We start from the raw sequence: 17,909 nt of genomic DNA on the forward strand, positions 1-17,909 counted from the left end.
CGTGCTTGAGGTAAAGCAACCCGGCGATCAACCGCACCGGCAATGCGGGCCGACCGCCTGTGCCGGTGGTGGCCGGCAACTGCGGCGACAGCGCCTGCTCCAACGCACTCCACGGCAGCCGATGGCTCAGCTGGACCAGCGGATGGCGCAAGTCGATCTGGTTCTCCAGACGCGAACGAAACAGCTCATCGGCAGGCAACTGCTCGGCGGCAGGACGGCGTGTCCGCATGGGAGAAAACGGCCAGATACCAGGACGTACGAATGGAGCGTAAAGCGCGCGCCGGTCCACGAGAAAAAACGGGCAGCGACCGAACGCATAGCACCGGCGCATTCCCATCGTCCGTGCGCCGCCATCTAAGAGCGGCTAACAAAACGACTGCGCTCACCGCTAGGCGGGCGCGGCCGGTGCTCGGAATCGGCATGTACCACGCGTCCACTGCGGTTCTGAGCGCGCCGTCCGCGCCCACCTGACAGCTGTTCGCTACGTTTTGGTAGCCGCTCTAAACCTTCACGAGGCCAATATGGACCGATAATCGGTCGCCTGGTCGCCCTGCACCGCGGTCCCTGATAGCCTTCGGCCCTATTCCGCAGCGATCGCCGATTCGTCATGAAAAAAGCCGTTGTTCTGTTGTCCGGTGGCATGGATTCCGCCGCTGTCATCGCACTCGCGCAGGAGCAGGGCTTTGCCGTCTACGCGCTGAGCGTGCGATATGGCCAGCGCCATACCTCGGAACTGGACGCCGCCGCACGCGTTGCCGCCGCACAGGGCGTCGTTGCGCACAAAGTGGTCGATGTAGACCTGCGCAGCATCGGCGGCTCCGCCCTGACCGACGACATCGACGTCCCCGACGCCGGTGGTGACGGCATTCCGGTCACGTACGTGCCCGCGCGCAACACCATCATGCTGTCGCTGGCGCTTGGTTGGGCCGAAGTCGTCGGCGCAAATGACCTGTTCTGCGGCGTCAATGCGGTGGACTACTCGGGCTACCCGGATTGCCGCCCCGAGTTCGTGCGCGCCTTCGAAGTGCTGGCCAATCTGGCCACCAAGGCAGGCGTGGAAGGCGCGGGGCTGCGCGTGCATGCACCGCTACAGTTCCTCAGCAAGGCCGACATCGTCCGTGAAGGCGTGCGCCTGGGCGTGGACTTCGGCCTCACCGTCTCCTGCTACCGTGCCGACGCTGACGGGCGCGCCTGCGGCCACTGCGATGCATGCCGCTTGCGCGCTGCCGGTTTCGCCGACGCCGGCGTCCCAGACCCCACCCACTACGCCATTTTATCTTGACGCTCGCGTAGGGTAGAATGCTCACCCCGACGCAATGTCGGGTCAGTGGGCCGTTAGCTCAGTCGGTAGAGCAGAAGACTTTTAATCTTTTGGTCGATGGTTCGAATCCATCACGGCCCACCAATGAAATCAGTAACTTAGACGGCGCCGCAGGCGCCTTTTTTGTGCATCCGGGAAAATTGCCGGGAAAATAAGTGGCCGGGAACGCGGTTCCACGGCCAAGTAATTGGAGCAAAGCCCTGGCCTACGGAATCCGGCGAGGCGGCTTTACGACTGGCACATCGTGCGAATAACGCCGCGTCATTTCCTGGGTTTTGTGGCCTGCGGCTTCTTGCTTGTCAGCCAGGTTGCCCTCCGTATCTGTGATGCCACGGTGCTTCAATCCGTGGAGGCTGAACCTCTGAGCCTCTTCGATCACGCCCTCCCGGATAGCGAGGGTCATCATGCGTTGCCACGCGCTGTCAAGTGCCGACTTCGTTAACGGCGTTCCCGATTGGCTGACGACCAGCCGGCGCTGCTCCGGCTTTAGAGGAACGGGCCGCTCGTGCGCGGCCATCGTGCGCCTGCGGTACTCAATCAACCATGCCCACGCGCCGCGCAGTTCTTCGTTCCAGAGCGTGACGTTGTCGCGCGAGCCTTTTCGCCGCCTCGCCAAGATGCCCTGCTCGCCGGCATGCGCGTCAGTGAGATCGGTCACTTCAGCCCCGCGCAGCCTCAGGTTGTAGGCCAGGACCATCACCGCATGCAGGTATGGCGAGACGCTGCCTTTGGTGTGCGCGTCAAAGGTGGCTCGCTGCTGCGCAAACCGCAATATTGCAGTGAAAGCGTCCTGCTCCGGCATCGTGTGAGCGGCCAGCTCCTTCGCCTGGCGTACGCCCTTGGCCGGGTTGTGTTCGCACAGCCCAAATCGTATTCCCCACCCAAAGAGGCGGCGAAGGTATCGAAGCACGTGGTTGGCCTTGCTCGGGCGAGGCTCGATTGCTGGTTGCATAGCTGTGGCCTCTCGCCCTGCTGCGAGAGTCTCCACCAAGCGCTGCATGGTCGGGACATTGATACGCGTTACTTGCATCCGCCCAAGCTGGCTGCCGTCTTTCAGCACGTAGGCGCAGGCTGCTTGACCACTTTGCCTGTAGTCCTTCTGGGTGCCAGGCGCGAGAGCCTTGAACTCGGTGGATCGGTGGAAGCGCTCGTCCAAGAAGGCCAGAGTGCCTCTCTCGATCTCGCCCCGCGCGCATTCCACAATCGCGTGGAGTTCCGAAAGGCGCGAATGTCTGTGTGCGACCGTCCTTTTCTTAGGACGGCCTCCCTCAGGATGTGCTTCGATGATGTACCAGCGGCCATCCTCCCAATACACGCCTTGCGGCAGGGCGGCCTGATCGATATGGGCCGGAATAGCTGGGTTGAACTTCCTTTTTCTACCGCGTCCCATCAGATCAGCTCCATTGCATTTTCTTGGTTGGCCGCAGGCTCGGTGATGCCGAGCGCGGCGTTCACAGCATCAATCGTTGTCCAGATACGGCCCTTGCGGTCGTAGCGGTAGCGGATACCCTGCCGGTCTGCCCAGCGGCAGACCACCACCAGGCGTGGAGCCGGCCCGTCTGGTGAGCAGATGCGCTGCAGGTCGGCGAAATGCAGGATTCGCCCCGTCATAGCAGCTGCTCCTGTTGCCACTGTTGGCGGTTCCTCCATTGCTCCCGCATCTCGTCGCGCAGATCTTTTGCCGCTTGATCACCGCGCTTGGCGGCGATCAGCTGCTGTAGCAGGCCGACCGACTTGGCGTCGGTGTAGCCCTGCCGCAGCCAGTAGCGCGCCTCACACTGGCGCCGGTGTGCTTCTGTGTCCTCGTCGCTCATTGAGTGGCACCTCCGCGAAGGCGCAGCCCGAGCTGCACCACGTTGCTGTCGGCTGGCGCCGTCTGGCGTGGCACACGGATGCGGTGCATCCGCTTCCAATCGGCAAGCGCTTCGTCGAAGCCGGCGTGCTTCTTGGTGCGCCCGCATGGGCACTCGATGACGTGCCCGCCACCGGCCTGCAGGCGGCGGCCATCCGCGATGTGTCGGCCGGCGTGACCAGCCCGGCAGGCGGGCAACGGCTCAGGGTGCGAGATCTCGCGCTGCGTCATGCGTGGTCTCCCTCCGATTCCCCAGCGCTGCTCCCGATCGCCCTCTCTGCCTGGCGCAGATGCGCGATGGAATCCTCTTCAATCCGATCAAGCGCCTGGGCGATGGTGTAGTCCATGTCCGCGAGCCAGTCGTGTCGGTTGAGCACCAGTGCAGCCGTCAAGGCCTCGCCCGTCGACAGTGAGCCGGGGCCACCGTAGCGCTGCGCCGCACGGCTTACAGCAATCACGCGATCGAGCGTCATCGTGGTGACCTCCACGCAGCGCCAACGCGCACGCGCGCGTCGGCGATGGCAACCACTTCAATGCACAGGCGCTGCGCGGTTAGTTCGGCCAGCAACCGATCATTGGTCAGCATGAGCACATCGTGCTGGGCCAGTTGCCAGTCATCACCCTTGCGCTGCAGTCGCTCGTCCAACTCCACCACGCGTTTGAGGCTATAGACCTGGCAGATCGCATCAGCGTTGAGCGTCTTGCCGCTTGCCATTGGCCCGTAGACCACGATCGACTTAGCCATGCGTCACCGCCCGGCGCACAGCCATGGCACCACGACGACGCAACCGCTGCGGGATCTGTCCCACCGCCAGCCCGCTGTGGGCGAAGCGCGCCGGACGCGTGAGCCACAGCCGATACAGCAGCGCGCCGCCGATCGTCGGCGCAATCATGATCAGGGCCAGGTTAAGCATGGGCCACCTCCAGCGCAGCAGCGGCGATCGCTGCCTCGGCGGCGGCAGTCGGGCGACGCGGCAGCATGTTGGCCAGGTCGAACGGGAAATCCAGATCGTCCATGAAATCGGCCAGCGCATTGCTGATCCGGTCCGCCTCATTGGTGAACAGGCGTGGGCCGCTAATCAGCTTCCAGCCTTTGCCGGGACCACGGCGACGCTCCCAGCGTTGGGTCGCGCTGCTGTGCTGACCCATGGTCAGCGCAGCCACCACCACGACCGCGTCGTGAGTGATGTAGAGCGTAGCGATCGCACTGCAATCCTTGCCTAAGGCAAGGTCAAAGCCGATTCCGGCGGGCGTGATAGCCTGCTCGCCGGGTCCGGCACTGGAAGTTAGCGGGCGTGTGACAGCGTGCTGTTGCATGTGGCTCTCCTCGAGCTTCGTTGATGGAAGGTCCAGGGGCGGTGTTGACGCACCGCCCGCCGGACCCGCTGGTACAGGTCAGATCAGATCAGCGCCGGTAGGCGGATTGAGTGGTTCGCGCAGATGCCGAGCGCTTCCTGCTGCGCATGCCATAGGCGGTCGTGCTCTTCTTCGTTGATGGCGTATCGGCACCGCTGGGCAGCAAGTCCTGCAGACGGGCAGCGCTCATCGCGCACCTACCGCAGCAAGAAAACGGCATTGCAACCAATCGAACACGTCGGCCGCGTGATCGGCGCGCATGCAAATGTGCAAGCGCCCAAGCACGATGCTTTGGCTATCGCTACCCAGCATCACGTCAGCCGACGCGAACGACTCGCAGGCAATCAGCACCGGTGCCACTTCGTGCAGCGCATCGGAATGCAGCATCACCATGACGTAGCCCTGCATCATTTCGAAGCTGAGGACGACGCCAGCGCAGACGCGAAACTGCTTGTTGGCGTTCATCGTTGCGCCTCGCTCAGCAACGCGTCGACATCAGCGATGGCTGCAGCTACGTCGGCAAGTGTGAGGGCGTGGATTGCCTTACCAGTGCCTTCCAGGCGAGCCATCAGGCTCTGCCAGGCGGCATGGTTCCATTCGAGGGTGTTGGCGATCAGGCTGAAATAATGGGTGACTTGGCGCGCCGCAGACGCGGGCGCTTCTTGGGTGTGGTAGGACATGCTGAACTCCTGAGTAGATTGGAGTCCGTCAACCCGAGACCAATCGGGGTGGCGGACGGCACGGGTTGGTCTACCGGACTCAGGGACCGGCGGGGCCGAAGCCCCCCACGTACCGCCCGCCATAAAGATGGCAAGCACGTGCCCGGCGCGATGCAGGGCAACAAAAAAGCGCCTTGCATCGATCGATGGGCGCTGGTGCGCCTGAGTAATCGGGAGACCAATCCCGGTCGCCGAATATGCGACGACGTAAGAATATTCGCTCCGATCCTTGGTGCGTGTCAACGGAAACGTGCGGAAATTTGCGGCGATCATTTCGAGAACACCCAGCACTTCACAGTTGTGCCGGCGCCGCTGTGCTCGTCCTTGAGAATCGCACTGTTCACTGCCACATTGGCGCCGATGAACTTGTGCCGGCGCGAATCGCTTAGCAGCGCACGCAGCACCTTGAGATCGGGTACGGATTGACTGAACTGCGCGGCCCGTGCCGCAAAGTGATTGAGATTGATTGCGATGCGCTGCGCGTCGCGGCTGTGGTTGACGACCGCTTTGCCGTGGCCGGTCGCCTCGAGGTATTCGTAGACCTCCCAGAACTCATTGACCATCGCGTGGTCCGCGCTGATCGCCTTCTGTCGTTCCAGCGCCATGTCCAACAACGCCAGCCGGGTCTGCTCGACCATGTCGTCGGGGATGGTGATGACCATGCGCAGGCAGTCGAACAGCGCCAGCATCTGGGCGTGATTCTTGATGACGCGTTCCAGGCGTAGATCCTGCTGCGCGCGTAGCTTGGCCTCGAAGACCTTCACCCGCTCGGCGAACAGATCGAGGATGGCGCGCTCCTGGCGGATGGCACGCACAAGGAAGTGGCTGACCTCTTCGACCTGCAGCGCGTTGAGGTTGTCGGCCGCGATGCGGCTTTCGGTGGTGACCTGCGGGCGTTTGAAGTGCAGCTTCACGATGCGCGTGAGGATCGCTTCGCTGGCGTCGACCGCAGCGTTCTGGGTGATCACGATCGTGCCGCGAAACGGCGGCTCGTAGGTCTCGTTGCCGCCATTGCGCACGCCGCGTGTTGCCAGCGTGCCGCCGCCGAAGAAATCCTTCAGCTCATCCCACTCGAACGTCTTGGAATGCGCCTTGTCTGGCTCGCTGCGGTCGGCCTCCAGCAGGACGACGGGCATGCCGGATACCTGGCCCATGGCGCGTGCACGGCCAGCCTTTGATGACTTGGCCGGGTCGAAGCCCTCGTAATCGGAGCGGCCCAGCAGCTTCCACAGGAACGTCAGCAGCGTGGTCTTGCCGGCTCCGGCTTCACCGGTGGCTTCGAGGAACGGAAAACTCTTGTGCCCGGCGCGGATCTGCTCGGCGAACAACGAGCCAAACCAGAACGTCATGGCGACCATGCCGTGCGTGCCGAAGCACTGCCACAGCCACGGTAGCCAATCCACGCGGAATGCCTCGGCGTCGCGCTGGATCTCCAAGCGGATGGACTTCTGCGTGGTCTTCAAACGCAGCTTGTCGAACTCGAAGTAGTCCTCTTCATTGGCTGTCACCAACTCGCCGTCGCGCACGGCCATATCGCCGAGCAGGTAGGCACGGTGTTCTTTGCTATAGCCCACGAAGTCGATGGCGTCCACCGTCTTGATCGCCTCGGTCTGCTCTTCGATCAGGCGGTCCAGCTGGTGGCCGGTGCCGGTGAACATCGCGCCGGCGGCCAGGGAGATCAGGCGCTTCTTGAACTCGGAGGCGCTGGCGAGATGACCACCTGTAAAGGTGCCCTTTACGCTGGGGCCGTCGTGCGGAAAATCGACGCGGAAGTAGTACCAGCTTTCGTCGGTGACCTCTTGGCGCTGGAAATACAGCGCCTCCGGGTAGCAGTTGGCGATCTTCTGCACGGAACAGGCGGCGCGCTTGATCTTCTTCAGATCCTCGGCCGCAACCTCGTCGCCTTCGTCTGAATCGGTGTCGCCGAGCTTCTCCTTGCGCAGCTTGTCGAAGCGCTGCGTATCGAAGTCGAACCAGTACAGGCGGGAGCGATACTCTAGCCAGAAGTCGTTGCGGCCGTCGTGCTCAAACATGAGCAGGCCTTTGTCCACAGCCGAGCGAGCCACGAGCAGGTCGCCCTGGTAGCGGGCTTCGTTGATGTCGTTGTTCCACTGCTTGGGATCGTCGGAGGCGATAGCGCGCAGATGCAGGTCGTTCCAGTCGGTCTTCTTGCCGTCGCGCTGGACGATCTGCGCTGCCCGCGATTCAAAGCCCAGCGCCGCTGCGCGCTTGATGTGCTTGTGCGTATACGCACGGGCGCCCGGCTCGTTGTCCAGTGCCCACACAAGCGTCGGAAGGGCGGCCAAGCGTGCCTTTGCCAGCTCGCGTAGCGACTCTTCCGGAAATGCGTTGGAGGACATGGCCGACACTGCGCACATCCCGTGCTGCAGGAGCGCGATCGCATCAAAGATGCCCTCAACGATCCACACCTCGCGCACCGTCTGCATGGCTGTCAGCGCGGCAGGCGCCGCCCACCACACCCCCGCATAGCTCTGGCCTGGCGCAAAGCGCGCCTTCTGCTTGCCGAAGCGGTGCGGGCGATCAATCAGGCGCTCCCACCAGCCACCCTTGACCAGCGGGAAACGTACCGTTGCGGTGCCGGCGCTGATTTTGCGGTCGTAGTGGCTGTCCTGGCTGTAGAGGCCTTTCAGCAGAGCCAGGTCGAAACCACGGGAGAACTGCAGGTATGCATCGGCCGCTGCATTGGGAGCCGCAGCCGTTGGCTGGAAGCGCTTGGACCAGTCGTCGAACAGGTCGTCGTACAGATCCTTGACGTGCAGCTCGCGCCCACACTTGGATTGGCGGCCGCACTTCACTACCCAAGGTTTTAGATGGTTGGTGTACAGCTCCTTCTTGCTGCACGACGGGCATTTGCCGCCGCGCATGTACTCGGTACCGCTCCGGTGCTTGAGTCCGTAATCCCGTTCCAGCCGGGACAGCACCTGTTGCCGCAGATCCTCTTGCATCGAACTTCCTTAGACGCCGAGCCGACGCGCAGACGCGGGCACACAGATGGCGTTGTCGATCACGACATAAGCGCCGCCTGCACGACGGTGCGCGTCAACGGCGGCAGCGAGCAGGCGTGCTTCTTCGTGCTTGGCGTGCGGCGCGACGCGCTGCGGGACATTGCTTGCCGCATCCACGAATCGCGGCTCTTGTGCGGTGAACCAGCTGTTGGCGTGCGTCACGAGCCGACCTCGGTGTTTGCGTGTTGGAGAGTGGACAGAGCGATGGCCGATTCGGTCAGCACCACAAGGCGCTCATCCACGCTGTCAGACGTTGCGAGGCCCTCGCGCATGAGCGTTGCCACCACAACCGCACCAAAGCGCTGCGCCGTCTCCGGGGCGGCAGTGCGGCCGATGTAACCGTGCTCGGTCTTCAGCAATCCGCCATGGGTGAGGGCGACTTCCAGGCAAAGCTTCGCCGTGGGCGGCAATGCCGCCCAATCAAGGGTCTTTCGCATTAGGGGTGCCTCAGAGGTGAGGGAAGAACGGCTCGTCGCCGACGGGAATCAGATCCATCTGGCGATCGCCGAGCGAATCGCGGTATGCCTGCAAGGCCTGAGCACGCTCATAGGCCGGGGTCGGTGGAAGCTCGCTGTGTGAGGTGGGCACGCCGCTGGGGCTGGCGATACCGGTTAACTCCGAATGGCCTGTGTAGGTCGCACCGCACATCGGGTTCTCGCACACATAGGAGTCATGCCGCAGGAACTTGTGAGCGAGGAAGCTGGTGCGTTTGATCAGTCGTGCGCTGCATGCCTCACAGCGAAAAACGATTTTTTTCCGACCGAACATGCTCACCCCCTTGAGCTATTGGCGGTTGGGATTTGTGTGGCACTATTGGCTGGTGCCTTGAGACCCAATGCGACTGCCGCTTTATGCGACTCGCCGTATTTGCCTTGAGAGCGGCCGCGCAGCAGGTCATGTACGACCGACCGATCCACGCCGTTCTGCCGTGCGAATGCCGAGACTGTGATGCCATTCGCTCCGAGCCACTGCCGCGCCTGATCTGGGCTGCGGGGCGTGAACTGCTGCATTTGACTCTTACGGGGCATGTCGCGGTTCCGCCTACTTTTTGGGAATTATGTGGACTTAACTCAACATTGTCAAGTAAGGAAATGCCTGTATGACCGTAGGGAAACGCCTGAAGGAAGAGCGCAAGCGGCTTGGCCTGACTCAGGACGAGATGGCTGTGCAGCTTGGCCTCACGCGCTACGCGCAACTGAACTTCGAGAAAGACGTCAACCTGCCCGGCGGAGCGTACCTACTGGCCGCGCTAGAGCGTGGAGTTGATGTCATGTACGTGCTGTCTGGACATCGGGCGCAGTTGGACCCAGCCGATCGGCTACTGCTGTCTGCGTTCAAAGATGCATCGCCGGCTGCGCGCAATGCTGTGCTTGCTGCGTTGGGTTTGTCGGCCGATGCCTCGTCTTCCAAGACTGGGACCGGCCCAGTTCTGTCGTTCAACAAGAGCGAGATTGGCTCGATAATTTCTACTACCGCACCGATCGATCAAAGCAACATGCAGATCGTTGTTGGTGGACGCAAAAAAAAGAGCAAGTGATCAGCATCGAGATTGGACAGCTGCTCGTGGCAAATTTGCCGTTCTCGGCTATACCAACGTGAACTGTAGACACACGGTTCATAGGCAACAAAAAAAGCCGCCGGCCTATAACCGGCGACTTTCGTTAAGGTGTCGGCACATAGCTCCTTGCAATCCTTTCGTCACCCTCCTGGCAACGCGAGATGACCTGACATCCTTAGATCGGAACACTACAGTGATCGAATCGGGTTGGCTGTCAGATAAGTCCTACACATAGCGTAAGAATCGCACTTGATTTGCATCAAGCGTGCGCGGGTCTTATTTGAGATAATGATCGTGAGTAGTCGTTCGTCTGCGCTTCTGCTCACGCGGTCCAACTTGATGAAAGCCATCTCGGAGATGCACATGGATGATGCAATGGTTTGCCTGTCAGGCGAATACGTTTTGACTGCACACGTTGTTCGGCTTGGAGCTGAATGCTACGCAGAGATTCTTGTGTCTAGACGTGGTGGCATTACGCTACGGCAGCATCGATTACCGGTCACCGGATTCACTTCATACTCCGAGGCGAGCTCCTACGCGCTGAGCCAGATGCGCACATGCAGAGTCTCGGGCAATGGAACGCTGTTGATGCCAGTAGTTGCTGAAAATCAGCGGTTGCAGTAGAGGAGGTGAAAAGCATCAGGCGATGCTTTCCAACTCCAGCGATGTTGTAAAGCCGCTTGAGCCATTGATGGCGTGGGTAGTCTTTGCAATCAGCCAGCGTTGCCCATCAATCTCCGGCTTGAAGCCACTCACCGTGAGGGCCTGCTCTGGGAACAGATCAGCCCGTCCGATCGCCAGCGTGTAGTCGAACTTCGCCACGCCGCGTTTCACTCGCTCCAGCTCCGCGTGCGCATGCTGGCGTGCGGTTGCCTCATCGGCATACGACTCGCGCAGGCGCTTGGCATTGTCGTCTGTGCCGACCAGCACCGATTGCCGCTTCGCCTTGCCCTTATCTGTCCAATACGCACGCACGCCGGTGTAGGCATCGCGGTCGGCCACGGAGTAACGATGCTGGTCGCCGTCGCGCCGCGTCAGGGTGACGGTTGGCAATGGTTTGCCGGTAGCCGTAGTGCCGGCACCGATCGGCGCAAACACCAACGCACCTGCCTTCACTGTTGCCACTGCATCGAAGCGTTGCCCCAGATTGGTCAGCAAATTCATGTCGCTTTCGTTGGCCTGGTCAAGGTGCGGCAGGTTGATCTTCGCTAATGCTTCAGCGACGCGCGGCGTCAGACCATGTTCGCCGGCCAGCGTGTTGAGCACGGCGCCCAGTGTCGTGTTGTGCCAGCTGCGTTCCCGACGTGTGCGCATGTCTGCAGTGAGATCTGCACTGCGCGCACGCACGGTGATGATGTCCGGCGCGCCGCTGTACTCCACCTCGTCCACGATGAAGGTGCCCTTGTCGACTAGGCCAGTGGCTTTCCAGCCCAAAGCGACGACCAGGCGCACGCCGCGCTTGGGTAATGCCATCTTGCCATCGTGGTCGTGGATGCGCAGATCCAGCTGATCGGCTTCACCGCCCCGGCACTCGGTGAGAGTGAGATCGAGCAGACGCGGTGCGATGCGCTCGGTAAGGTCGACGCCATCGAGTACCACACGCCACTGCGGAATCGGGTAGTTCATGCGACGGTCGCCTCCGGCGTGGTGTCGTCTGCACGGCGCAGGCTCAGTTGGAACTCTATCCGTCGCGGCGTGCCGTCCTCGAAGAACAGCGAGGCGGTCTCGTTGATCGACAGCAGCAGATATGGCCCGTAGACCACGCCTGCGCCATCCACCAGCGGTAGCGGCTCACCATCTGCCGCAAGCTGGCGCAGCGTGTCCAGCGAAGCGCGGGTGCCGGTGAGTTCGGGAGCAATCAGACCAGATAGCTCGATGCTGTCATCGCCTGGGCCGAGGAACTGGCTGGCTGGCCGCGCGCCAACGCGCTCGCTGGTGGCGTGGCGCCAACTCATCTGCCGCTGCAGCTGCAGAAACGCGGCGCTGTCGAGAGAAAACACAAACGTGCCGTAAGACATCATCATCGGGGTGGATCCTCAGTCGTCGCGCAGGCTGGAGCGGCGGGATGCTGCTATGCGCCGTTCGCGCTCTTCAAGTTGGCGGGCGACTTCGCGCGCCAGTGCGGTGGCGTCCATGCCGGGCGCAGCGTGGACGTGGATGACGTAGCTGTTGCCGCCTACAGGCGCTCCTGGCACCCGCGCCGGAGCCGACAGCGGCGCACCGCTGTCGATCGCCGCGACCGGCGCTGTGGCCGTTGCCAAGGCCAGCCCAGCGCCCACCGCACGCATGCGGTTGCCGAGTGCCGTCACGGCCTGCACAGGCGCGCCTTGACCGCGCTGCAGGCCGACGGTGAGGCCTTGCATGGTGAAGTCACCCAACTGGGCGAACACGCGCGAGGGGCTGTGGATGCCGAGCAGCCCTTTGAACCGATCGACCACGCCGCTGCCAATGCTGGCGATCGCATTGCCGGCGTCGCCGAGCTTGGAGCGGATGCCCTGGACAAGGCCGCCGATCATGTCCGCGCCGGCCTGCAGCATCCGGGCAGGCCAGTTGGCCAACTGCAGGTTGATGCCGGCCCACAGCTGCAGCAGCCCTTGGCGGATGCGATCGCCGTTGCCGGTGAACACGCCCACGATCAGCGACCAGGTGCCCTGGACCGTTTGCCACACGCCGCCGAGGATCTGCTTGATCACCGGCAGCACAAACACAAACGCCTGCACCAGCCAGCCGATCGCTTTGACTGCCAGCTGCAGTTGGGTGACCAGCACCGCGCCCAGGATCTGGCCGAAGCCGCGACCGGCCTGCGTTGCACCGTGCAACTGCGCGGTGGTGGCCTCGAACGGCGTCAGCAGCTGTTTGACCCACGCCCAGGCCTGGCCCATCGCCGCCGCCACGGTGTCCCACACCGTACCCAGCGGCGCGAGTGCGGCCTGCAGCTCGACCAGCACCGGCGCGGCAGCATCGACGATGCCTTGCCAGACGCCGATGGCGAAGGCCTTGATCGGTCCCCAGTACTTCCACACCAGCAGCGCCACTGCAGCGACGGCCGCACCGATCGCCAGCACTGGCAGGCTGATGCCACCGAGTAGCGGCAGCAGCGGGCGCGCGCCATTGGCGAGCATGGGCAGCACGCGGCCGCCGAACGCCACCACCTGACGGATCAGCGCACCGAACCCGCCGCCGCCCGACAGCAGCGCGACGGCGCCGTGGATCTGCGAAAACGCCATCGCGGCCGCGCCGCCGGCCACCAGCAGTCCGCCCAGGATCGTCACCAATGCGGCGGCACCGATCGCTACCTTGGCGATCGCACCCACCAGCACCGGATTGGCGCGGATCCAGGTCGTGACCTGGCCGACCACCGCAGCAGTACGCTCGGTCAGTTCCTTGAACTGCGGCAGCAGCGTCTGGCCGATCGACTGGGACACCACCACAGCGGTGTTCTTCAGCAGCTGCAGCGAGTTGGCCGAGGTGGCCACCCGCGATGCGTACTCGGCCGACATCGAGCCGCCGTAGCGCTGCGCATCGGCCACCTTGGCGAAGTTGCCCTGCAGCAGCTCAAGATTGGTCAGCAGCGGTGCGATCGCGCCAATTGACTCACGGCCAAACAGCTGCGTCATCGTCGCGGCCTGCTCGGCCTTAGGCAGTGCGCGCAGCTTCTGCAGCACCGACATGATTGCCCCGCCGGCATCCTTCTGCATGACCTGGGCCATGGCGGTGGCTTTGATGCCGAGCTTGTCGAACGCCTCGCGCTGGCTCTTGGTGGCCGACTCGCCCGAGGCAAGGGTGAGCAGCATGTTCTTGATGCCAGTGGCCGAGACTTCCGACTCAATGCCCATGCCGGCCACCGTGGCGCCCAGCGCGGCCAGCGGCCCGCTCTGTAGGCCGGCGACCTCGCCCAGGGCACCAATGCGATTCACCACCGCGCTGATCTTGTTAACGCTGGCCGGTCCGGTGTTGCCGAGATAATTGATCTTGTCGGCCAGCACGACCACTTCCGCCTGGCCCATGCGAAACGCGGTGCGCCAGGTGGCCATCGTCTGGCCGGCTTCCTCTGCGCTGCTGTCGAAGGCCACGCCCATCTTGGCCGCGTCCTCGGCGAAGCGGACCAGCTCCTGGCGCGGAATCGCGGCCTGGCCGGCGGCCGCCACGATCTTGGCAATCTCGGCCGGCAGCATGGGCAGGCGCATCGAGAGGTTCTCGACATCGCGCCCCATCTGCGCGAACTGTTGCGGCGTGCTGAAGTTCACGACCTTGCGCACATCGGCCATGGCCGACTCGAATTCCATCGCATCGTTAATCGGCAATGCAGAAGCGCGCAAGGCGCGCTGACCGGCAAATGCCATCCCGGTGCCATAGGCGCTCGCCTGCAGGCCGGCGCTTTGGATGCGCGCACTGCGACGCTGAGCAGCATCGATCGCTGCCAGCCGCTGTTGCTGGGCACGCATGGCGGTGTTGGTGCTCTCGATCTCGCCGCGCAAGCGGCGCTCATGCGTGACCAGCTCGCGCGTGCTGATCCCGGCCGTCTCCAGCCGACCACGCAGACGCTGCAAGCCGGCCTCCTGTGCGCCGTGCGCGGTCTTGAGTTCGCGCGCGGTGCGCACAGCGCGCTTGAACTCAGCATTCATGGCAGCGGTAGGCGTGCCGGTCGCCTTGATCTGCTGGGCAAGTGTGCGCACCGACTGCCGCTGTGCATCCAGCGCAGCCTTGGCACGCTGCGCCACCGCGACTTGCTCACGGTAGGCGCCGATATCGCGGTGCTGGCTGTTGAGTTGGCGCAGCGCATCGCGCTGGTTGCGCAGTGCGGTGGCAACACCGCGGCTACCACTCAACACGCGCCGGAACGGGCCGGTGGCGCGGTCGACGGCGGCCAGGATGACCTGCAGGCGCAGATTGTCAGAGGCCGCCATTTAGGCGGCCTCGCGGGTCAGTAGGTGCAGCATCATTCGGCTCCGCTTCGCAGGCGTGCACGCTCGCGCCACGCCGTGAGTTCGTGCAGCGACCAGCCGTTCATTTCAGACGGCGGCCAGTGGAAGATGGCCGCGATGTCGGCCATCGCATCCTCTACGCAGTCTGGAAGTCCGCTTCCCTCTGGGCCTTCGTCAAGAAAAAAAGCTGCACCTCCTGGCCGAGGGCAAGCAGGTCGGCCGGATCCATCGCATTGACGTCGGCCGTGGTCAGCGTGGGCGAAGTAATGCGCGGCAGCAGCGTTGCCATCGCGGTGACATCCAACTGCAGCACGTCGACGAGCTTGAGGCCGCGCAACTCGCCCGCGCCGGGCTTGCGCACGTTGACCTGCGTGATGGTCTGCTCGCCGCGCACGATGGGCTGGTCGAGGGAAACGGCTTGGGAAAATGTCGGGGTCATCGGAAGGTCTCAGGGCTGAGGCCTGGCAGCGCCAGGCCTGAAGGGTCAGGCGCCGATGGCGCGGCGTTGGGCGGCGAGCAGATCCACGCCGTTGACGATCTCGGTCATGTTCACCAGATCGATCTCGATCACGGTGGCGCCGTTGATGGTCAGCTTGTAGTAACTGGCCGACGTCTTGACCGAAAACTCGGTGTCATCCCCCGACTTCCCGGTACCCGGATCGATCTCGCTGTGGCGGCCGCGCACGACCACCTCCACGGCATCCACGGCGCCGCTGTCGTCGCGCTGGTAGGCGCCGGCAAAGCGCAGCTGCACGGCGTTGTGCGTGGTGGCGCCATACTGATTCAGCACGCTGCGCATCATGCCGCCGCACTTCCATTCGAGTTCGATCTTCTCCTGACCGAAGTCTATGTCGACCGGACCATTCATGCCGCCGCCACGGTATTCCTCCATCTTGCGGGACAGTGTGGGCAGCTTCACTTCGACCACCTGGCCGAGATAGCTCTCACCGTCGTTGAACAGGTTGAGCGCCTTGAGTTTCTTGGGCAACGCCATGGGGTTCTCCGGAAATCTAGGTCAGGTGCGTTACGCGTTGACGCGTTCGGCAAAGTCGGCCAGGTAGCTGGTGGTGATCTTCTGATACAGCTGCAGGTTCTCCAGCGGCGGCACCGGTGTGTAGTCGTAGTCGATGCGCAGCGCGCCATCGGCCAGCGTGGTGGCGCTGTTGAGGGTGCCGTCGTACCAGGCGTTGGCATCGATCAGATAACCGGACGATTTGAGGTCGCGGAACTTGGCGTTGATCGTTTCGATCAGGTCTTTGACCATCGAGGGATGCATCGGTTTATCGACGTAGAACGCCACGCCTTCGGCGATGGTGTCGGCCAGGATCTGCGCGGTGCGCGTGGCCGTCTCGAACGCGAACATGCGGTCTTCGGCGCACGTGCGCGATCCCCAGAAGCGTTGCCCATTGAAGGTCACCAGCGTGGTGATGTCGCCTTCGTTGAGCACGCCGGCATCGGTGGCAGGATCCTGCAGATCCCAGTGCACATCCTTGGAGATGCCGGTGACGCCGGCCACCGGCACGTTTGACAGACTCTTGTGCCAGCCCTGTTCGGTGTCGATCTTGGCGCGCAGACCGAGCGCACGTGCGGTGGCATACGCGGCGGTCGTGGTACTCGTGGCGGTATCGAAGGCCAGGAAGTCCGGCCAGATCAGCATCAGCTCACGATCGCTGAACTGGCCGCGATACGTGACAGCCTCGGCGACGGTCTCGGCAACCGGTCGCACATACGCCATTGCGCGCAGCTTCTTGGCAATGGTCGCCAATAGCTTGGCCACCGGGAGCGTGTCCAGACCTGGTGCGCCCAGGATGCGCGGGCGCACGCCCAACTGTGCCTGTGCGGCGAGCAAGGCATACAGGCCTGTATAGCTGTTGGACCTGGCCTCTCCGATGACGTTGGTTGGGATGTTGCCCGCGTCTGCGTCCTCGGCCACGCGCACGACGATGGTCACCGGGTTGGTTTGGTCGGCGATGCCCTGCAGCGTCGCGCGCAATGTGCCCTGGATGCCGGCGCTGGCGATCGCACCGAGCACGTCGGTGATCAGCACCGCCTTGTTGAGCGGAAAGACTTTCTCGTCCGCGTCGGAGGCTGTGGCGATCAGGCCGACGACAGCGGTGGAGACGGTACGGATGGTGCGCGTGCCCGCGCTGACTTCGATGACGCGGACGCCGTGGTGGTAGGCAGTGGACATAGGTTCCTCGATCAGGACGAGCGGAAGCGGAGCGGGATGGTCAGGCGCGAGCGCGCATTGGCGGGGGCAACGTCGGTGCGCTGGCCTTCGATGGTCAGCACGAAGTTACCGGGCGTGTCGCCGACGACCAGGCCGACGCGGGTCAGGCGCACGCGCGGCTCCCAGCGCATCAATGCGGTAGCCGTGGCACCGTAGAGCAGCGTGCGGGTGGCGCCGTTGAACGGCTGGTCGATCAGTTCGGGCAGCAGCGAGCCGAAGTCGCGGCGCTGCTCGCGTGTGCCGATGGGCGTGGTGAGGATGCAGGCGATCGACTGGGCCAAGTGTTGCTCGCCTTCGATCACACGCCCGGTGATGGCATCGACGCCGATCACTGCGGGACACCGCTGAGCGCGCTGCCGGCAGTCACGCCGGTGGTCTTGTGGTGCTTGAGGCTGATCCCGCCGCCAAGCACGTCGATGTCGACCGTGGCCGTGCCGGTGATGCCGACATCGCCGTTGATCTGCGTGGTGCCGTTGACCGTCAGCGGGCCGTTGAGCGTGATGCCGCCATTGGCGGTGATGGTTGCAGTGCCGCCGCTGGGCAGTGTCGCCTGCAGCGCATGCGTGTCGGTGTCGTATTGCAGCTGCGCGCCATCGGCAAAGCGCAGCATGTGCAGTGTGTCGGACGTGGCGGGCGCTGTGAATTGGTCGGAGTAAAGACCGCGTAGCACCAGGCCATCGGCCAGGTCGCCGGCCGGCGAGAGCACCACGACTTGTTCGCTGATCGCTGGCGCCGACCAGATGATGGTTGTGCCGGTCAGTGTGACTAGCCAAGGCAGATAGTCGGTCATCATCTCGCCGACCTGCACGCGGCATCGCGCGGTGGCGAGATTCACCTCGGCAACCGTGCCGAGGCGAATGGCGTTACTCAGTGCGGAGGATGCGTTGCCCATACAGCCATGGTCGATGGCCGCACGGGATTG

At 63.5% G+C, this 17,909-nt stretch carries 26 protein-coding genes, 1 tRNA gene, 1 other RNA gene and 1 pseudogene; 4 read left to right on the forward strand and 25 right to left on the reverse strand.

Annotated features, from left to right (window positions below):
• Positions 1 to 229 (reverse strand): annotated as a pseudogene (locus WJW29_RS18535) (IS5/IS1182 family transposase); the annotation flags it as partial.
• A gap of 191 nt (positions 230 to 420) precedes the next feature.
• On the opposite strand from WJW29_RS18535, the gene WJW29_RS18540 reads away from it, so the two are divergent.
• From WJW29_RS18540 to WJW29_RS18550, 3 genes are all read left to right on the forward strand, one after another.
• Positions 421 to 497: non-coding RNA, sX9 sRNA (locus WJW29_RS18540), on the forward strand.
• Positions 498 to 607: 110 nt separating this feature from the next.
• On the forward strand, positions 608 to 1,282 hold the full coding sequence (queC, locus tag WJW29_RS18545; protein WP_008578058.1) for a 7-cyano-7-deazaguanine synthase QueC: 675 nt from the start codon (positions 608 to 610) through the stop codon (positions 1,280 to 1,282).
• Between the two features lie 47 nt (positions 1,283 to 1,329).
• Positions 1,330 to 1,405, forward strand: a tRNA-Lys gene (locus tag WJW29_RS18550).
• 121 nt (positions 1,406 to 1,526) lie between these two features.
• On the opposite strand, the gene WJW29_RS18555 is transcribed toward WJW29_RS18550, so the two are convergent.
• The 15 genes from WJW29_RS18555 to WJW29_RS18625 form a co-directional block, all read right to left on the reverse strand.
• Positions 1,527 to 2,711, reverse strand: coding sequence for an integrase (locus WJW29_RS18555; protein WP_011258445.1), 1,185 nt, complete (start codon positions 2,709 to 2,711; stop codon positions 1,527 to 1,529).
• Positions 2,711 to 2,932 (reverse strand): hypothetical protein, encoded by a 222-nt coding sequence (locus WJW29_RS18560; RefSeq protein ID WP_041182055.1) that lies wholly within the window; start codon positions 2,930 to 2,932, stop codon positions 2,711 to 2,713. The genes WJW29_RS18555 and WJW29_RS18560 overlap by 1 nt, the downstream gene beginning before the upstream one ends.
• Positions 2,929 to 3,135, reverse strand: a complete 207-nt coding sequence (locus WJW29_RS18565) for a hypothetical protein (RefSeq protein WP_011408130.1) — start codon at positions 3,133 to 3,135, stop codon at positions 2,929 to 2,931. The genes WJW29_RS18560 and WJW29_RS18565 overlap by 4 nt, the downstream gene beginning before the upstream one ends.
• Positions 3,132 to 3,404 carry a hypothetical protein gene (locus WJW29_RS18570; protein ID WP_011408131.1) on the reverse strand — a complete coding sequence of 91 codons (273 nt, stop codon included), beginning with the start codon at positions 3,402 to 3,404 and terminating at the stop codon, positions 3,132 to 3,134. Before WJW29_RS18570 ends, WJW29_RS18565 begins: the two co-directional genes overlap by 4 nt.
• Positions 3,401 to 3,646, reverse strand: a complete 246-nt coding sequence (locus tag WJW29_RS18575; RefSeq protein WP_041182407.1) for a hypothetical protein — start codon at positions 3,644 to 3,646, stop codon at positions 3,401 to 3,403. Before WJW29_RS18575 ends, WJW29_RS18570 begins: the two co-directional genes overlap by 4 nt.
• Complete coding sequence (locus tag WJW29_RS18580) at positions 3,643 to 3,918, reverse strand: hypothetical protein (protein ID WP_011258447.1); 276 nt, start codon at positions 3,916 to 3,918, stop codon at positions 3,643 to 3,645. The genes WJW29_RS18575 and WJW29_RS18580 overlap by 4 nt, the downstream gene beginning before the upstream one ends.
• On the reverse strand, positions 3,911 to 4,087 hold the full coding sequence (locus WJW29_RS18585) for a hypothetical protein (protein WP_053503014.1): 177 nt from the start codon (positions 4,085 to 4,087) through the stop codon (positions 3,911 to 3,913). The genes WJW29_RS18580 and WJW29_RS18585 overlap by 8 nt, the downstream gene beginning before the upstream one ends.
• Positions 4,080 to 4,490, reverse strand: coding sequence for a hypothetical protein (locus tag WJW29_RS18590; RefSeq protein ID WP_010364106.1), 411 nt, complete (start codon positions 4,488 to 4,490; stop codon positions 4,080 to 4,082). The genes WJW29_RS18585 and WJW29_RS18590 overlap by 8 nt, the downstream gene beginning before the upstream one ends.
• A 225-nt stretch (positions 4,491 to 4,715) precedes the next feature.
• On the reverse strand, positions 4,716 to 4,994 hold the full coding sequence (locus WJW29_RS18595) for a hypothetical protein (RefSeq protein ID WP_011258448.1): 279 nt from the start codon (positions 4,992 to 4,994) through the stop codon (positions 4,716 to 4,718).
• Positions 4,991 to 5,209, reverse strand: coding sequence for a hypothetical protein (locus WJW29_RS18600; RefSeq protein ID WP_011408133.1), 219 nt, complete (start codon positions 5,207 to 5,209; stop codon positions 4,991 to 4,993). The genes WJW29_RS18595 and WJW29_RS18600 overlap by 4 nt, the downstream gene beginning before the upstream one ends.
• A 308-nt stretch (positions 5,210 to 5,517) precedes the next feature.
• Positions 5,518 to 8,214, reverse strand: coding sequence for a toprim domain-containing protein (locus WJW29_RS18605; protein WP_011258449.1), 2,697 nt, complete (start codon positions 8,212 to 8,214; stop codon positions 5,518 to 5,520).
• Between the two features lie 9 nt (positions 8,215 to 8,223).
• Positions 8,224 to 8,436 (reverse strand): hypothetical protein, encoded by a 213-nt coding sequence (locus WJW29_RS18610; RefSeq protein ID WP_011258450.1) that lies wholly within the window; start codon positions 8,434 to 8,436, stop codon positions 8,224 to 8,226.
• Positions 8,433 to 8,711: a hypothetical protein gene (locus WJW29_RS18615; RefSeq protein ID WP_011408135.1), complete on the reverse strand. Its 279-nt coding sequence runs from the start codon at positions 8,709 to 8,711 to the stop codon at positions 8,433 to 8,435. The genes WJW29_RS18610 and WJW29_RS18615 overlap by 4 nt, the downstream gene beginning before the upstream one ends.
• Positions 8,712 to 8,721: 10 nt before the next feature.
• The gene (locus WJW29_RS18620; RefSeq protein WP_011408136.1) at positions 8,722 to 9,042 is read right to left on the reverse strand and encodes an ogr/Delta-like zinc finger family protein; all 321 of its coding nucleotides are present in this window, start codon (positions 9,040 to 9,042) and stop codon (positions 8,722 to 8,724) included.
• A gap of 2 nt (positions 9,043 to 9,044) precedes the next feature.
• Positions 9,045 to 9,302, reverse strand: coding sequence for a DNA-binding protein (locus WJW29_RS18625; protein WP_053503015.1), 258 nt, complete (start codon positions 9,300 to 9,302; stop codon positions 9,045 to 9,047).
• Positions 9,303 to 9,373: 71 nt separating this feature from the next.
• Here WJW29_RS18625 and WJW29_RS18630 point away from each other — a divergent pair, with 71 nt between their 5' ends.
• Positions 9,374 to 9,811, forward strand: a complete 438-nt coding sequence (locus tag WJW29_RS18630) for a helix-turn-helix transcriptional regulator (protein WP_011258452.1) — start codon at positions 9,374 to 9,376, stop codon at positions 9,809 to 9,811.
• 660 nt (positions 9,812 to 10,471) lie between these two features.
• Here WJW29_RS18630 and WJW29_RS18635 read toward each other — a convergent pair.
• From WJW29_RS18635 to WJW29_RS18675, 9 genes are read right to left on the reverse strand one after another with little or no spacing between them, the layout of a single operon-like run.
• A complete protein-coding gene (locus WJW29_RS18635) occupies positions 10,472 to 11,458 on the reverse strand; it encodes a phage late control D family protein (RefSeq protein ID WP_011258453.1) in 987 nt (328 codons plus the stop codon).
• Positions 11,455 to 11,856 carry a phage tail protein gene (locus WJW29_RS18640; protein WP_011258454.1) on the reverse strand — a complete coding sequence of 134 codons (402 nt, stop codon included), beginning with the start codon at positions 11,854 to 11,856 and terminating at the stop codon, positions 11,455 to 11,457. The genes WJW29_RS18635 and WJW29_RS18640 overlap by 4 nt, the downstream gene beginning before the upstream one ends.
• Before the next feature lie 12 nt (positions 11,857 to 11,868).
• Positions 11,869 to 14,739, reverse strand: a complete 2,871-nt coding sequence (locus WJW29_RS18645) for a phage tail tape measure protein (RefSeq protein WP_011258455.1) — start codon at positions 14,737 to 14,739, stop codon at positions 11,869 to 11,871.
• A gap of 32 nt (positions 14,740 to 14,771) precedes the next feature.
• Positions 14,772 to 14,885 (reverse strand): GpE family phage tail protein, encoded by a 114-nt coding sequence (locus WJW29_RS18650; protein ID WP_011258456.1) that lies wholly within the window; start codon positions 14,883 to 14,885, stop codon positions 14,772 to 14,774.
• Between the two features lie 8 nt (positions 14,886 to 14,893).
• Positions 14,894 to 15,196 carry a phage tail assembly protein gene (locus tag WJW29_RS18655; RefSeq protein WP_011258457.1) on the reverse strand — a complete coding sequence of 101 codons (303 nt, stop codon included), beginning with the start codon at positions 15,194 to 15,196 and terminating at the stop codon, positions 14,894 to 14,896.
• A 45-nt stretch (positions 15,197 to 15,241) separates the two neighbouring features.
• A complete protein-coding gene (locus tag WJW29_RS18660; protein ID WP_011258458.1) occupies positions 15,242 to 15,751 on the reverse strand; it encodes a phage major tail tube protein in 510 nt (169 codons plus the stop codon).
• 30 nt (positions 15,752 to 15,781) lie between these two features.
• Positions 15,782 to 16,948, reverse strand: a complete 1,167-nt coding sequence (locus WJW29_RS18665) for a phage tail sheath subtilisin-like domain-containing protein (protein ID WP_011258459.1) — start codon at positions 16,946 to 16,948, stop codon at positions 15,782 to 15,784.
• An 11-nt stretch (positions 16,949 to 16,959) separates the two neighbouring features.
• Entirely contained in the window at positions 16,960 to 17,319 is a 360-nt protein-coding gene (locus WJW29_RS18670) for a GPW/gp25 family protein (protein WP_011258460.1), read from the reverse strand.
• Positions 17,316 to 17,879 (reverse strand): phage baseplate assembly protein V, encoded by a 564-nt coding sequence (locus WJW29_RS18675; protein ID WP_011258461.1) that lies wholly within the window; start codon positions 17,877 to 17,879, stop codon positions 17,316 to 17,318. Before WJW29_RS18675 ends, WJW29_RS18670 begins: the two co-directional genes overlap by 4 nt.
• Positions 17,880 to 17,909 lie beyond the last annotated feature (30 nt).

It is taken from the genome of Xanthomonas sp. JL1 (genome assembly GCF_038405005.1).